The organism is Enterococcus sp. DIV0800 (assembly GCF_050559735.1).
GTDB lineage: Bacteria > Bacillota > Bacilli > Lactobacillales > Enterococcaceae > Enterococcus_A > Enterococcus_A devriesei.
Genome location: NZ_CP187898.1, coordinates 313,301 through 327,998, shown reverse-complemented (window position 1 = coordinate 327,998; position 14,698 = coordinate 313,301). Strand labels below are relative to the sequence as shown.

Here is a 14,698-nt window from a genome sequence, read left to right as displayed (position 1 = left end):
GATATTTAAGGAATTAAGATAGTACAATAATTCCTAAAGAAACAAAAAAGTCTTTGTACTGATTATATTAACCAGTACAAAGACATTTTTACATCACTGTTTTATAACAATTTTTATTCCATGCTACAACAAATCGCATAAAATAGCGATTTGCTAATTAAGTTGGAAATAAACCTGAATTACTACTAACAACAGCCAAACTGATGATTTTTTTTATATTAAAACTTGGTTCTGAAAGAGAAACATAAAAAACTTTACTATTTCTTTTCTTAAAATCAAGAATTTCAAAATTACTAACAATTAAATCGTACTCTTTACTCTCCTGCCATTTTGTCGCGGTAATATAAGAATACCTGTTGAGCTCCGTCAAATAGTAATCCATCGTTGACCTAACAACTATTGGACTACCTTCAAAGAATAATCCTACATGAAATTTTTTCTTTTTCTGCTTGATTAAAAGGCTGTAATTAATTCCGAAGTTAACGAGCAATTCTTTATTATTGCCATTTTTATACTCAATTCCCTTAAATTGATTGGATAAAGTCCTTCTTAATTCTTCAAAAAATTTTACGGCTTGTGGGCACAGATCACTTTTATAATTTCCTGAATAGGTATCGCGTTCTTTACTGATATTTCCTGCAAAAATGAGTTGCTTCCAGAGAACCTTTGATAGATTATATCGTGTATTTTTAATTAGCTTCTCATCCTTGTGATCGCCACTGTGCTCGAGAAAAAAATCAATCACTTCTTCACTATAATTACCACTATCACGCTCTATTTTCACGATCTCCTCGTAAAGTAGGGAATGCGTTGAAGAGTCATAATGACCCATCAAAAAAAAGAGTAAAAACAACTGTTCATTTTTGTTGTTTAGCCAATGATGTCTAGCATAATTTCTTCTTATTATGTCGTTTATCTCTTCTATAACTGCTGAATCAGCTAAATGATGAATAAATAGATTTCTTTTCTTTAATGCATAGGTCCGATTGGCAAATCCATCTTCTAAAACTACTTTTTGATTTTCTTTACGATCGTAACGTTTTGTAGTGATATAAAAATACAATCCTAGTTCATAGTAGCTAGAATGACCAAAGTCTACCTGAAATCTCTTAGCAAACTCTTCTATGAAGTGAGCCGAAAGATATTCCTGCGAAATCTGATCGATGACTTTTTTTTCGTAAGTTTTAGAAAATAGTGACGTATAAAAATAACGAATTTGCATTTCTGAACCTCTTAAACGATTATCGGCGATTTTAAGATTAAATTCAGTAAGTAAAATGTTTATTTCTTTCAATTCAGAATAGTATGTATGTCTACTAATTTGATGCGTATCACAAAAATAATTGACATTGATCGTCGTTTTCGTGAAAATCTCACTTATAATTTGAAACTTCCGTGAATCTCCTAGTAGATATATAAATAAATCTCTCAAGTTATTTTCCAACGACATTTCAAGAATATAATAGTCATTTTTTATAACCAATTTGTATCCCTCTAAAGCACAGAAAATACTATTAATATCCTTGACCAATTTAATTAACGTTGGTCGCGTAAGTGATAGCTCTCTGGTAACTTCTTTTTTGGACAAACGGTAACCGTTTTGTCTCAAGCTTACAATAAATTGAATAATTTTTTGATCCCATTTATTCAACAACTCTCTTACATACATATGTTCCCTCCTAATCTACAATCGAATTTCAGCTTTCTAAATAAAGAGTAGAATGCATTACTTTTTATACTTATTTTTGAATTTTATATTTATTCTAAAAGATAGTTTAAAAAAGCTTTTAAAAGAATAACACCCATATTTTATTAAAAAGCTTGTGTTTCTTGCCTTTATATTGTAGAAAACCACCATAAAATAACTATATACTATTTTCTTTTCAAAAACTTATTTTTTTCATATTTTTTTTAAAAAAATTAATTAAAAACACACTTTATGCTTTAATTTGGAAATATATATACTCTAAAGGAGTTGAGATCATACAAACAACCTCTATTTTAGTGCCAATTCTATCTAAAATAAAAACGACGAGCCCATTTTTAAAAGGTCGTCGTTTTACCAAAAGCTTAATATGCTGTAATTCATACTTTTATCGTTGTATATTATTCTTACTCAGTGAATTTTAATAGATTACTGTTTTGATCTATCACTGAAAAACTGGAGTGCTTCAATGGCGTCAGATAGAATTGTTCATCGTTAATTTTCTTGATCAAAGCCTTGATCTCGTTACCACCTTTGGTCTTCAGTCGATAACGACCACCCTTCACCGCTTCAAATTCGACTGTTCCTGAATCGTCACTGATACCAGTTAATAGTTTTCCATCACGATATACTTTGTGACGACCATTCCGGGAATACAACGTGAATAATTGATTAGCGATTGGCTGATGATCTTCGTCAATAATTGTCAGCCGCAGTAAATAGCGACGATTAGCAATCCGAACAGCTTTGAGCCAACGATAGAACCCATATAACAACAGCAAGACTAATAAAAAGACCCCGCCGAGAATTCCAATTAATTTCAGCCAACGATCGCGATTGCCTTGATTCAATTTTTTATCATCCTTAGACGGAACATAAGGAACACGATGTCCGCGGACTAACAACCGATGACTATTAATCATATAAGGCGTACAAGTCAACAAAGTGACTAAATCTTTCCCCTGCTCAATATGTAAATAATCGGTATTGGTTGGCTCGACTATTTTAATCTGATCCACCTGGTAGGCATGGATCTGTTTATTAATATGGATGTAAAATTTATTTCCCATTTTTAACTCAGGTAAATCAGTAAACAGCTTGGCTTCCGGCAATCCGCGGTGTCCTGAGATCACTGCGTGGGTATTCGCCCCGCCAGTTGGATAAGACGTACCTTCAAGTAGCGACGTGCCTTTCGATAAAAATAGATCATTCGTTTGATCGAAAATCGGCAGTTTGACCTTCAGCTTCGGAATATCAATCACACCAATCGTGTGCTGCTTAAAATAATCTTGCGTTGGTTTTTCAGGGATTTTTTTCTTTTTAACCTTGTCAGACCACGGATCAGCGCCGGGATTATTACCGTTGGCGGCTAGTTCTTGATTCTTTTTCTCCATTGCCGCCTGCGCTTGTTTCATCGTTGCTTCATTTTCTGAGTTGGCTTTGTGCTGATAATAATTGATCATTTGCTGATCAAGGATGTTATTCAGGCTATCACTGACGAAGGGATAGAGCAATGCGCCAAATCCAATCAATAAAAGAAGCATCATAAACAGATCCATGAAAATTCTTTGTTTATTGCGTTTTTGCTTTTTCACTAAACGTTCCTTTCCGCTATCTCTTGCTATGTATAAAGATAGAGCTGGGACATTAATTTGTCTCAGCTCCTATTCACGTATAAACGGTGTACCAGAAGTAGCTTCTTCAGAAATAAGCCAAAATTTCTCGAAGCTGAACACTTCTGTCCCAACCTCATCTAATCAATTTATTTTATGCTTCGAATTGTTTTCTGCCACGAGTAAAGTAGATACCTGCGATGATCAAGGCAATAATTCCTACCGCGATGAATAAATAAATTCCTTTTCCACCCGTAGAAGGTAATGCGCCTTTGTGGACATTAGGGATTCCATCGTTTACTGTTGCGACGATTCCAGCAGTAGAAACAGCGATTTTTGTAAATGCTGAGTCACCTTGTGGCAATGCGTAACCGTCGGGTGCAGTTGTTTCTTGTACATAATAATTTCCCAATTTTAAATTTGATAGGCTATAACTACCATCCGTAGACGTCAAGTCGACTTCTTTCCAGCTAGTGGGATCGGTTAGTTCACTCTTCCAAGCGTAAGCATATTCACCAGTCGCAGGATTTTCTTTTTGATATAAATAATCAGGAGACGTTGAATTATCCTTCGCTACTTTGAAAGTCGCACCGCTTAATTTTTCTTTCGTATTAGCGTCGACCTTATCAAATTTTAAACTGCCTAACGCCCGGTTTTCCACAATTATCGTATTAGCTGCTGAGTCATGTTTATTATCGGTGAACCCTTCCGGATTTCCTAAAGTACTAGAATCTTCAATCACGTAACTTTTATCCAATTTTCCATTTGCGATGGTAAATTGGATAGTTTGCGAATCCGTTGTTTGAGTATAATTATTCGGTGATTTAACTTCTTTTAACGTATAAGATCCATCCAATAATCCGTAAAAATCAATTGAACCATTAGTAACTATTACATTCTTGTTATTAGCTTTATCACCAAATTGTGCCACATTGGTAGACATATCTTTGTCAGCTGTTACTCCAGCTTTTGACCAATCGCCATTCTCTTGCCCATTTTTATTTCCGGTATAAAATTGACCAATTGAATTTTGTAAAGTGAACTCTGCACCATCAATTAAAGCTGTTGCATTATCTGTTCCCACTTTATTGATCGTGATTTTACGATCGATTATTTTATTTTTAGGATAAAGATGAATATCTGTATTTACGTCGTCAGTATACTTTATGTTATTACCGTCCATGACTGGCTTTTGATTACCATCTAGTTCAGGCTTGTAAGCGGGCAACACTAAAACCATCGTTGATTTTCCAACGGGAGTCGGATCAGCACCAGGCTCCTCACTTTCTACAAATAGATAAACAGCATCTTTTCCGTTTGATTTTGCAGGTAAAGAAAATTTTGCAGCACCTTGTCCCTCAGTAATCGCAGTTGCTTGACTGGTCAAATTTTTAGTATCTAGTTTTTCTAAATCCGCAATTGCATCCGTTCGGGATTCAGAAGAACCAGTGATTTTCGCATAATAACTGTCTGTTACGTCATAAACATTAAAGGTGATCCCATTTAATGGTGTCCCGGTAAAACGGCCATCCTCAATCCCGGAGTTAGGAATTGCTGTTTGATCTTGACTAAATTTTTGCTTATGCAATGTGACGTTGACATTACCAGTGTTATCTGCAGCATTAACTGTCGTTTGACTGCTTAGTCCAAAGGTAACTACGAGTCCTGTTAATGCCAGTATCCCCATTATAATATTACTGAACTTTTTCATTTTTCTATCTCCTCGTCCTGTTCTTCTTCTCTTTTTCTTCTGCGCCATAGGATCAAAAGCATCCATAAAATAATCAGTCCACCAAACCAGATCAGTACCGTATTGAACCGATCATTCGTTTGAGGAAAGCGGAGAATACCAGAAGGTTGTGTTTTACTTATTGCTTTTTTCTTTGTCGTTTGAGCATTTCCGTTAATAGGATGATGTAACTTTCCTAAAATAGTATTAATCAAGCCATTTTTTGGGGGCGGTGATTCTATTCGTTTATTCACCACTCGTAATATATCTTCATTAGTAGAAAAACTTTTTGATGTAACAGTAAAGGGAACCAATTCGTCGCCTTTTTCGTATCCATCAGGTGCTTTGATTTCTTTTAATCGATACGTTCCATAAGACAGACCAGCGATTTGAAAGGCACCGTTCTTATCAGAAATCACCTTAACGATCTCGGAATCACTAGCCGAATTCGTCCAGCTATAGCCATTCACAGTTTCTTTTAAATATTGCTTTTGTTCATTTAAAACATTGAATTCGGCCTTAGGTAACCCTTTGGAAAAATTCTTTAGATCGACCTTACGAAATTTTTTTCCACCAGTTTTGATCGCAACTTGCTTTGTGAGTGTTTCACGATCAGTAATCAACTTAGCGGTATTTAGAAGCGCTTGATCGATTTTTTTTCGACCGTTGATTGTCATCGTATAAGCTATCGTCAACGGTTTTCCTGAATATTTTTCAAAATCAGCGATATTTTTGATAGAAACCTCATAGCCATGTTCACCAAGCTTTTTCGTAAATAAATGAGACACATCTTGACCGTTAATGGTGATTTTAAAACTAGCTTGATTCAACCTTAAAGCGGCATCGGCCTGATCAACTATTTTAAACGTTTTATAGTCCAGCATATCAGCTGGCAGCTTCACTGAAACTTGATAGGAAATGGCTTCCCCATAATCATAGCTGGCCTTTCCATCAAGAATGGTTTTCGTAAAATCCGGTGTCTGATGTGCCTTCTCTTCTAACTTAGGATACAAATGAATCATATTTAAAGTATTTCCATTATCAAAAATTGGTAAGACGACCACTAAATCACCGTTCTTCGTTTGACTATTTTCCGGATCACCGCGCTCATGGAATAAGTAAACTGCATCACGTCCGTTAGACTTGGCATTTAAAGAAAACTCAGCTGTCCCAGCTTGACCTGCGATAGTTTTCGTAGTTGTTTCCGCAATACTCTGACCTCTAGGACCTTCATCCGCTAATTTTTTTTGTGCATCTTCTGCCGATACGCCAGCTGATCGCAGTTCATAAAAGGCATTCGTTTGATCATAAACATCAAAGATGACGCCATTTAAACCACGATATTCTTGCAAAAGCGATGCATGAGCATCGTTTTTTTTACCAGTATTTTCACTGTCGGCTGGCATCTCACCATTGGGAAAAACAATCTGATGGATCATAAAATGAATTTGGTCTGTCTCTGCGGCTTTCACCGTTAATGTTGCACTATTTAATAGTGGCAAGATGCCAAGAATAAGCAACCAGCGAACTATTTTTTTCATTTAGGCCACCTCCTTGCGGTTGCGGCGATAAATCAAGTAAATGGCTGAACTTGCTAGTGTGATGCAGCCAACTAGAAAATATCTCCAGGTTCCCTGACCACCAGTAGCTGGTAAGAGAGCTTTCGCCTGTTTAGCAATTGAGAAATCAATCTGATTATTGGCAGTTCCGTCAGTCAGTGTTGTTTTTAGATTAAGCGTACTAGGAACTGTCACGGTTCCATCCTGATCGATCGTAATAACGATTGGCTCTTTTAATGGAAGATAATCTTTATTTTCGTTTGCTGTTTCCGTTAATGTATAAGTTCCAACTGGTAGATTTTTAAAGGTTAGTTCACCAGCACTATCAGTAGCATTACCTGTAACATCCGTTTCGATTATATTCCCTTTGGCATCCTTCAATTCAAAAGTAACATTTGCTATAGGTAGTTTATTATTATCCGCATCTACAGTCGTCAATGTCACATCAAAGGATTTCAACTGATTAGAGACAGTCACACTATTAGAATTATTTGCCGCTGTAGGACTGACAACAATTGGATAGTTGTTCTGAGCATCCGATAATTGCTTGTAGCCCGCAGGCGGTTTAACTTCTTTAAAGGCGTATTCGCCAGCATTCAAACCGTCTACATTAATCTGACCCTTTGCATCCGTCACTAAGTCGATTTTCCCAGCAATCGTCGATCCATCTTTTTTCCTCAAATCAAAATGAGCGCCGGCAAGAGATTTGCCATTGTCATTCTGCTTTATTAAGGTCGCTGTCCCTGAAAATTTCTTATAATAGTAAGTAACTGTTAGCGGTTGGTCAGAAAAAATACCATTATCATTTGTTGGACTAATTTTTGCTGGATCGGTAGTTGAATCATATGGATCAGCCATGTATTGTGATGCAGTTGTAGCAGTTGTCTTTGTATAAACATAACCTTGATCTAATAAAGTCTGATTGGTCTGCCAATTAACCAACGGACTTTTAGCAGATTCCAACGTGCCTGAAAATTGTTCTCCAGTCGTTAACTCTTTTCCGGTATCCTGATCAACATATTTCGTATTGATGACTCCTTGGGGATTGAATTGAAAGCTGTTCAGTTTAAATTGCTGTAGGTTCTTTGCACCGCCTGTTGAGGCACTTACAACAAGAGATAGAGCTTCTTTTGCATCAATGACTCTATTCCAAGTAAATTTATTGTCAAAAACAACGGTCAGTGTTTTGGTTGAGCCACTATATGAAACTTTAAAAGGATAAAACTTTCCGTTCATATAAGAACTACCTACACTTTTTGCACTGCTTGCATCTGGCTCTGCCCACCAGCGCGTATTTCCATTGATTATTTTTTGTGAAGTTGTAACAAACACGCCGTATGGATAAGAAGTGATACTAGGTACATCAGCTGCCCAACCAAACTGATCCGCAGCATTTGGAGCACTAGGATTAGGTTTTTGATATCCATTTCGATAAGTGTCAAGTTTAAATCCCACCGCATTTTCCAAACCACCTAACCCTAGATTCCCGCCGGCTACACCAATTGCGTTCGTATTACCTGTATGAAAACCAAATGAGATCCCATCAGCTCCATTTGAATCCGATCCAAGATTCACGGATCCATCCATAATAAAATCACTATTCAAGTCAATTTTATTTTTTAACGTTAGATTTCCAACTTGATTGTTACGGTTTGGTGTTAAAGTAATGATCCCACTGCTTTGATTAAATGTAGCACTACCCAAAAGATTGAAGTAGCTGAGAAAATTATCTTTCGTAACTGTAATTCCTGTACTAGCAACAGCAGCACTTCGTGTAATTTCTTGCGGTTTGCCTGTTGCTGCAAACCTTTTTTCAGCGGCTTTTTTTTCAGCAGCTACGGTTTGATCATCGGCTTCACCTAAATCAACTTTATCCTTCGTTGAACTTGTCGTTGATTCTATTGAAGCTGTGGTTCCATTACTTGTAACAGAAGATGTGGTAGTTTCTGATGGTATCGCAGAGCTTTGTTCAGACTCTTCGATCTTTAAATCGATCGGCTGAGTCTCTGCCAATATATTCGTCGATTCCCCTTGTAGATTTTTTTCAAGGATACTAGGAATTATTACTACTTCTGAAATTCTCTTTGTTTCAAAAGACATTTCATTATGCCTTGCATTTTTTGAAAAGCTTGATTCTACCAGCTTCTGGGTCTGAGAATCAATGTCATAACCTTCCTCCCCAGCATTGACCTTCAAGTTTGTTATTGTCACTGGCTGTTCATCATTTTTTAGAGATAATTGGAGCTGATTTTCCTTCTCAGTTTCTTGCTGATCAACCACAACCGTCCACCTGATCTGATCTGGCTTGACTTCATATGAAAGCTGAGCTTTACCCTGCTTAGTATCAAATAAATTGATTTTATGATTCTGTTGAGTGGTTTCTTCTGCTTTTGCTGTTTCTCCACCGAGCCAGTAATTGAACATCGGCAACACTAAAACTAAAACAAGGAACATCGTCCTTATCAGCTTTTTTTCCATATCCATAGTCAACCTCCAAAAGTTTTCAGGTGCTGTATTCGATGCTTATTCATCAAAAGTGATGACAATCACAAATCAGTCTAGACCATTAAAAACAGCTAAAATAGCTCGTATCAGCTGCCCTTTAGCTTATTTTATTTGTAGAGAAAAAATATTTTTAACGACTTTTAGGTAATCATAAGTAAAATTAGATATTTTAGGCAAATCATTTGTACACCGTTATTTTGAATTATGTAATATTTTCACAAAAATCCTTTTCTTACTAGACAACTACCTTTTTACAATAGTTATTTATTTATAAGTTGACTAAAAATCGTAATAAAAATAATTTTCTATCTAATACTCGTGCTCGCGTATCAGAAAAATAAGGCAAATCAATTTAAAATTCATTCCTTCCATAGTAAGCTGAAACTATACTTGATTAGAAGGAGGAAGTAGTTATGCCTTGGAACATCAATGATTATCCCGCTTCAATGAAAAATTTAGACCCCTTGATTCGCAAAAAAGCGATCGATATTGGAAATGCCTTATTGAATAACGGCTATCCCGATGACCGAGCGATTCCGATTGCCACCAGCCAAGCAGAAAAATGGTACAAAGATGCATCTGCTGATGAAAAGAAAGAATTTCAAAAAGCCAAAGCACCACAGAAAACAGATACCCATGCTCGTAATAAAAATATTAAAAAGTTAATGAATGCTGATGTAAAAGTAAAATATGAAGAAGATCAATGGCAAGTGATTTCAGAAGGCGCCAGCCAAGCCAGCGATTTATTTGATACAAAAGAAAAGGCCATCGAACGCGCTAAGGAAATCGCAAAAAATAAGGAATCCTCCGTAAAAGTCTATAAACAAGACGGACTGCTTCAACAAACATTTGATTATTCAGAGTAAATAAAAAACGGCGATCTCCTTTTAGAGATCGTCGTTTTTAGCATTAACTATTTTTTAAGCTGTTTTAATTCCCAATGTTTTTCCTTGTTACTGAATTCCCCCCTTCTCACTAAAAACATAAAGTACTAATTAAATAATAAAATAAGTAGTTTTTTTATACGAGCAAAAATAGAGTGATATGTTTTTCCAACTTACCTCAGCTGCTTTTTTTATAAAAAGTCCCACTTATAAGACAAAAAAAAATTATCTAGTCTTTTTCTATTCCTTCAACGCAACTATAAAAATAACTGGATTTTAAAAATGCATCTTACACTGTATCTATCCCATCTATCTCATAAGATGCTCTAAATCAAGAGGTACAAACTGGGCTACCAGAAAATAACCATTTGATAAAATTATCTTCATTCTAGCAAATCATACTTTTCCTTTCTTTCATCGTGATATAAATATCTTTTTTCCTTCTTGCAATACGCTATATTAAATGTATCTTATATTCTTACTAATTTAACGATGAAGGGCGGAATGGAAAAATGAGTGTTACTGAGCAAACTTGTACAAATCAAAACCACTGTACCACGTATCTAAGTTGTCACGACTGGACCAATGGCTGGCAAGATATTTTACGAAACTCCTCTTTGTATATTCCTCAAAAAGACCGGCAACCTTCTTCTGCGATTCCCATCCCCGGACGGAATGAAACCTTAATTTCACTGACTGACAAAACTTATATCGCCAAAAATAAATCTCTGACTGTCTTAAAAGATAATTCCGAAGAAACAGGTTTTCTTGACTATGGCTGCTCTTCACGCAGTCTAAAGCAATTAGGCTGTTTTGGAACATATAAATTCCCATTAGTAAGTCTATCTTGTGTTCTTTTTCCACTTGAGTCCCCGGATCATTCTATCTGGCTTAATCCGCTAGATATTGTAGAAGTGTCTGAACAAGCGGGGTTTAGCTATATTACAATGGCTCATGGACCTGGTATTGTCACTTCGTTTAGAAAACGTAGTATTCAAAAAAATGCTGAGAATGCCCTGCTGATTTTGGCGGTCCATCGTAAAGATCATTCTTGGAATACTAGTGATTTAAGCGTTCCGATGGATTATTTATCCTTATCCCCGAGTCCTTTTACTCACGCCATCGCCAAACGTCCTTTGTTAAGACGTTTCCCGATTCCCGAACAAACCTTAAGCAAAACGCTATCAAAGGAACGAATGATTGCTCATTTCTTAAAATTAGACAGATATATTGCATTTGATCAATTGAATTATCAAACGTTGGCTGAAATGCTAGCTGATTTTTAGCTGTAACTAAAGGACGATTAACGAGTTTCTGAATCCTCAGAAATTGGTTGATCGTCCTTTTTAAATAAAAAAGTAAAATTTCCTTACTCCCTCAATTTTGCACCTTTTTCATACTAAGATTTGTACAAATACTTTTTATAGCGGTATTCTTTTTATTTTATTCTTGCAAAATTGAGGGGTATTCTGCAAAATTCGCTGGTTGTGCTGCTATCCTCCTTTCCGTTATTCTTTATTCACCGGCCGGGAAAACGAATTTGGAGGAAAAACGATGAAACAAAAAATGGGAAACAAATTGCAAGTACAAATCGAACCAGCAAATGGAGAGAAGCTGCAAAATGTCAATTTTCAAAACGTCATCGATGCACCTGAAGAAGACGCGATCCTTGAACTTGGCGAAATTATGACCGCACTTGCAATCGAAGGCAGTTCACTAAAGGGTGTGGTCCTAACAACCCAAACACGTTATACAAACTAGCGGGAACGACCCATGAACTAGCCAACCCTGCTGGCTCTCCAACAAGAAAAATAATAGAAGGTCACGTCATCCCTTGGGAGCCAATAAAGTTGGCTAGGTATTAGAAAATTAAGGAGGAATTTTATGCTGAAACTAGTAGCGATTTTTAAAAATAGTGGCGGAAAAAGCCACACCTGGAGCTTTAGCAATCCGGATACCAACAACACACCTGCACAAATTAAGGGCTTGTTGGAACGGATCGGCGCACTGAACTTGTTCCATTCAGAAGGGTTTGATCTATTTGATACAGTAGAAAGTGCCAAGTTTGTCGAAACAATTGAGACAGAGATTTTTTAATGATCAGTTACAAAAGGGCGGCGACCACTGTCGTCCTTTTCTAAAAAAAAGAGGGAGGAAACTAGCGAATGATGAAACTGATCGTCGACTTCAAAACCAGTGATGGCAAAGCTCATCGCTGGCAGTACAGACAGCCACAAACGACTCTTAAAAAGACAGAATTAATTCAACTTTTTGAACGTCTTAAGCTGTTGCAGCTTTTTCAAATAGATCTTTTGTCTATTGAACATGCTAGCTATCAAGAAGTTTTGGAAACACCGCTTTTTACTCCGCACCATACGCATGGCTTTGCTTCTGTCCAATCTTTTTTAAATCGAGGAGAAACCATTCATGAACGAACAACCTTTTACCCATCAACAGCTGTTTGGCTTGAAAAAATCAACGCTGGAAAAACGTATCGTCACGTACTACAACAGCTCCGGCGACAGCGATGCCACCATTCAATATCTGATGACGCTCCTGATCCGAAAGCGCTTAGGTGATGAAGAATTTGACCTATTTCTTTCCGATCTGGTCCACCATTTATTTATGGAACGAAAAGTAACCAAAACAGTAAAAAAATTCTTCTTTTACTTTAAAGAATATTTTCGTTCAAAAGAATGGAAATACTTATTAATTCGGTATTTCCCCATCCGTCAATACGCTGAAAAAATAATCAAATCAATAAAAAAACGCACTGATAAACAACAGCCTCTGCCATTAAATACGACTTGAAAAAAAGGAGTTTACTATGAAGAAGCACACGCGAAAATTAGTAGCAACCTACAAATCTAGCGATGGCAAACACTCTCGCTTTACTTACAAAAATCCAACGACCGACAAGTCTTCTGAAGAAATCAAAGAAATACTGGAACTATTAACGCTCTTAGATATCTTTGAACAAGACGGTGTCAATCCATTTGAAGAAGTTATCTCTGCAAAATACGTCGAAACGATTGAAACACCAATTTTTGATATCTCCGAAGAGAAACAATCTGAAACCGGCGATGGGAATTCTCCTAATAAAGAACCTGGACTGGAAGAATCAACACCTGAAATACCTGCTATTCCAGAAAAGCCTGACACTCCAAACGGTTCTTGTCTTAGCCTATTCAGCAAATTCTCAGAGGCTTTAAACCCGGTGCACCTTCTTACTTTTAAATATCCAGCAAATTCTTCCACACAGGTACTGACAGGGACACGCTTATTACACTCCATCAGAAATAAATTCCATGAAAGATCTCCGTGAAATAGTATTTTGTAAACAATACCCAGATACCCAGCATAAGGACCTGCTCCTTATTAGACGCAAAAAAGTCCAATCATCACTTACGATGATCGAACTAGATGGTACTCTTAAAGCCAATTAACTCACTATTTATTAAAAGACAACTGCATGGAAAACATATTGGATTGTTCCACTTTCAATCATGATGAACAATCCCAAAAGGATGTAGACTATCGCACTGATCCACGTGCCGTATCTTTCTAGTATCTTATCAACTGCCGGAATACTGGAAAACAGCCAGCCTGAAAAGAAGAAGACATTTAACATGATAAAGAAGACTACTAGTGTAATGATGACTTGCTGAGCGTTTTGTGAAACGAATAGCGGAGTATAAATACCCAAGTTATCAGCGCCACAAGTCGCGATCGTAATAAAGGACGTACTAATCAATAAATTGTATTTCTTTAACGAAGAAGAAACGATTTCATCAGTATCCTTTTCTCCCTGAATCAATAATTTGATCCCCATATAAATCGGGATCAATCCTAAAAAGCCTAATAACCATTCTTGCGGAACGAAATTCAGAACGAAGGCCATGGTTAATGCCCCACTGACTAGAACTGTGGTTCCTAGCAAATCGCCAAAATAAATTGAAACATGATCTTTTTTCGTTTTAGCTTTACTAAAAATAATCATCAGAATAATGATGTAATCAATACTAGTAGAGATATAAGCGGTAATTCCTGAAATAATTGTTTGAAGCATTATTTTTCCTTCTTACTTTTATTTAAGTAGTCTTCGTGCATTCAACGTAGGCAAAATGGTTTCTCCTAAACATACTCCCTATCATAAAAGTCAGCTAGCTTGGGACCTTGACTCCCCTATTCGCATTCTATGCACTATGATGTTTACATACGATATTTTCTTCATCCACCCATTCAAAATCCTGAATGGTCTCATCCAAGATATCCATGAGTTGAATGATTTTGGAAGTAGTCATTGAATAGAAACAGTATTTTCCTTCCATCCGCTTCTCAATGAGTCCACATTCTCGTAAACAAGCTAAATGCTGAGAAATACTGGACTGTGAACCGCCCACTTGAACTATCAAATCCGTCACATTTTGTTCACCCTTTTTTAAAGCCTGCAAAATGCTATAGCGCGTTTTATTCGAAAGCCCATGGATTAGTTTTAACTGTAAAAAGTAATCGTTCGACATCAACTCACCTCATATTAACTATTTATAACGCGATTCATATTAGCATTTGTTAATATGAAAAACAAGTATTGTTCATTTTTCTGCCCCCTTTTATTTGTTATAGGTCTGTCCCTAAACGGAGAAAATTTGGTTTTTCGTGATTTTTATGGGTAGACAGCTTATACTAAATATAGTGATGAA

General features: G+C 36.5%; 13 protein-coding genes. 6 read left to right on the top strand and 7 right to left on the bottom strand.

Features of this window, described 5'->3' with window-relative positions; all coding sequences use genetic code 11:
- Positions 1 to 157 precede the first annotated feature (157 nt).
- The 5 genes from IGI54_RS01550 to IGI54_RS01530 form a co-directional block, all read right to left on the bottom strand.
- Complete coding sequence (locus IGI54_RS01550) at positions 158 to 1,669, bottom strand: helix-turn-helix domain-containing protein (RefSeq protein WP_430620967.1); 1,512 nt, start codon at positions 1,667 to 1,669, stop codon at positions 158 to 160.
- 443 nt (positions 1,670 to 2,112) lie between these two features.
- Positions 2,113 to 3,252, bottom strand: coding sequence for a class C sortase (locus IGI54_RS01545; protein WP_430620966.1), 1,140 nt, complete (start codon positions 3,250 to 3,252; stop codon positions 2,113 to 2,115).
- Positions 3,253 to 3,472: 220 nt separating this feature from the next.
- On the bottom strand, positions 3,473 to 5,029 hold the full coding sequence (locus IGI54_RS01540; protein ID WP_430620965.1) for a pilin N-terminal domain-containing protein: 1,557 nt from the start codon (positions 5,027 to 5,029) through the stop codon (positions 3,473 to 3,475).
- Positions 5,026 to 6,588 carry a pilin N-terminal domain-containing protein gene (locus IGI54_RS01535; protein ID WP_430620964.1) on the bottom strand — a complete coding sequence of 521 codons (1,563 nt, stop codon included), beginning with the start codon at positions 6,586 to 6,588 and terminating at the stop codon, positions 5,026 to 5,028. Before IGI54_RS01535 ends, IGI54_RS01540 begins: the two co-directional genes overlap by 4 nt.
- Positions 6,589 to 9,090: a lectin-like domain-containing protein gene (locus IGI54_RS01530; RefSeq protein ID WP_430620963.1), complete on the bottom strand. Its 2,502-nt coding sequence runs from the start codon at positions 9,088 to 9,090 to the stop codon at positions 6,589 to 6,591.
- A 434-nt stretch (positions 9,091 to 9,524) separates the two neighbouring features.
- On the opposite strand from IGI54_RS01530, the gene IGI54_RS01525 reads away from it, so the two are divergent.
- From IGI54_RS01525 to IGI54_RS01500, 6 genes are all read left to right on the top strand, one after another.
- Positions 9,525 to 9,977 (top strand): DUF2188 domain-containing protein, encoded by a 453-nt coding sequence (locus IGI54_RS01525; protein WP_430620962.1) that lies wholly within the window; start codon positions 9,525 to 9,527, stop codon positions 9,975 to 9,977.
- Between the two features lie 530 nt (positions 9,978 to 10,507).
- A complete protein-coding gene (locus IGI54_RS01520; protein WP_430620961.1) occupies positions 10,508 to 11,281 on the top strand; it encodes a hypothetical protein in 774 nt (257 codons plus the stop codon).
- A 268-nt stretch (positions 11,282 to 11,549) separates the two neighbouring features.
- Positions 11,550 to 11,756 carry a hypothetical protein gene (locus IGI54_RS01515; RefSeq protein WP_430620960.1) on the top strand — a complete coding sequence of 69 codons (207 nt, stop codon included), beginning with the start codon at positions 11,550 to 11,552 and terminating at the stop codon, positions 11,754 to 11,756.
- A 123-nt stretch (positions 11,757 to 11,879) separates the two neighbouring features.
- Positions 11,880 to 12,092, top strand: coding sequence for a DUF2922 domain-containing protein (locus tag IGI54_RS01510; protein ID WP_430620959.1), 213 nt, complete (start codon positions 11,880 to 11,882; stop codon positions 12,090 to 12,092).
- Between the two features lie 330 nt (positions 12,093 to 12,422).
- Positions 12,423 to 12,806 carry a hypothetical protein gene (locus IGI54_RS01505; protein WP_430620958.1) on the top strand — a complete coding sequence of 128 codons (384 nt, stop codon included), beginning with the start codon at positions 12,423 to 12,425 and terminating at the stop codon, positions 12,804 to 12,806.
- A 16-nt stretch (positions 12,807 to 12,822) separates the two neighbouring features.
- Entirely contained in the window at positions 12,823 to 13,320 is a 498-nt protein-coding gene (locus tag IGI54_RS01500) for a DUF2922 domain-containing protein (protein ID WP_430620957.1), read from the top strand.
- Between the two features lie 132 nt (positions 13,321 to 13,452).
- Here IGI54_RS01500 and IGI54_RS01495 read toward each other — a convergent pair whose 3' ends face one another.
- Together IGI54_RS01495 and IGI54_RS01490 are read right to left on the bottom strand one after the other, a co-directional pair.
- Positions 13,453 to 14,064 carry a cadmium resistance transporter gene (locus IGI54_RS01495; RefSeq protein WP_430620956.1) on the bottom strand — a complete coding sequence of 204 codons (612 nt, stop codon included), beginning with the start codon at positions 14,062 to 14,064 and terminating at the stop codon, positions 13,453 to 13,455.
- Between the two features lie 127 nt (positions 14,065 to 14,191).
- Positions 14,192 to 14,518, bottom strand: a complete 327-nt coding sequence (locus IGI54_RS01490) for an ArsR/SmtB family transcription factor (protein ID WP_430620955.1) — start codon at positions 14,516 to 14,518, stop codon at positions 14,192 to 14,194.
- Between the last annotated feature and the right edge of the window lie 180 nt (positions 14,519 to 14,698).

Excerpts from the sequence above, each read along its gene's own strand:
- IGI54_RS01530 (WP_430620963.1), bottom strand. The coding sequence starts at position 9,090 with ATGGATATGGAAAAAAAGCTGATAAGGACGATGTTCCTTGTTTTAGTT.
- IGI54_RS01490 (WP_430620955.1), bottom strand. The coding sequence starts at position 14,518 with ATGTCGAACGATTACTTTTTACAGTTAAAACTAATCCATGGGCTTTCG.
- IGI54_RS01525 (WP_430620962.1), top strand. The coding sequence starts at position 9,525 with ATGCCTTGGAACATCAATGATTATCCCGCTTCAATGAAAAATTTAGAC.
- IGI54_RS01495 (WP_430620956.1), bottom strand. The coding sequence starts at position 14,064 with ATGCTTCAAACAATTATTTCAGGAATTACCGCTTATATCTCTACTAGT.
- IGI54_RS01540 (WP_430620965.1), bottom strand. The coding sequence starts at position 5,029 with ATGAAAAAGTTCAGTAATATTATAATGGGGATACTGGCATTAACAGGA.
- IGI54_RS01545 (WP_430620966.1), bottom strand. The coding sequence starts at position 3,252 with ATGATGCTTCTTTTATTGATTGGATTTGGCGCATTGCTCTATCCCTTC.
- IGI54_RS01500 (WP_430620957.1), top strand. The coding sequence starts at position 12,823 with ATGAAGAAGCACACGCGAAAATTAGTAGCAACCTACAAATCTAGCGAT.
- IGI54_RS01510 (WP_430620959.1), top strand. The coding sequence starts at position 11,880 with ATGCTGAAACTAGTAGCGATTTTTAAAAATAGTGGCGGAAAAAGCCAC.
- IGI54_RS01520 (WP_430620961.1), top strand. The coding sequence starts at position 10,508 with ATGAGTGTTACTGAGCAAACTTGTACAAATCAAAACCACTGTACCACG.
- IGI54_RS01505 (WP_430620958.1), top strand. The coding sequence starts at position 12,423 with ATGAACGAACAACCTTTTACCCATCAACAGCTGTTTGGCTTGAAAAAA.
- IGI54_RS01535 (WP_430620964.1), bottom strand. The coding sequence starts at position 6,588 with ATGAAAAAAATAGTTCGCTGGTTGCTTATTCTTGGCATCTTGCCACTA.
- IGI54_RS01515 (WP_430620960.1), top strand. The coding sequence starts at position 11,550 with ATGAAACAAAAAATGGGAAACAAATTGCAAGTACAAATCGAACCAGCA.
- IGI54_RS01550 (WP_430620967.1), bottom strand. The coding sequence starts at position 1,669 with ATGTATGTAAGAGAGTTGTTGAATAAATGGGATCAAAAAATTATTCAA.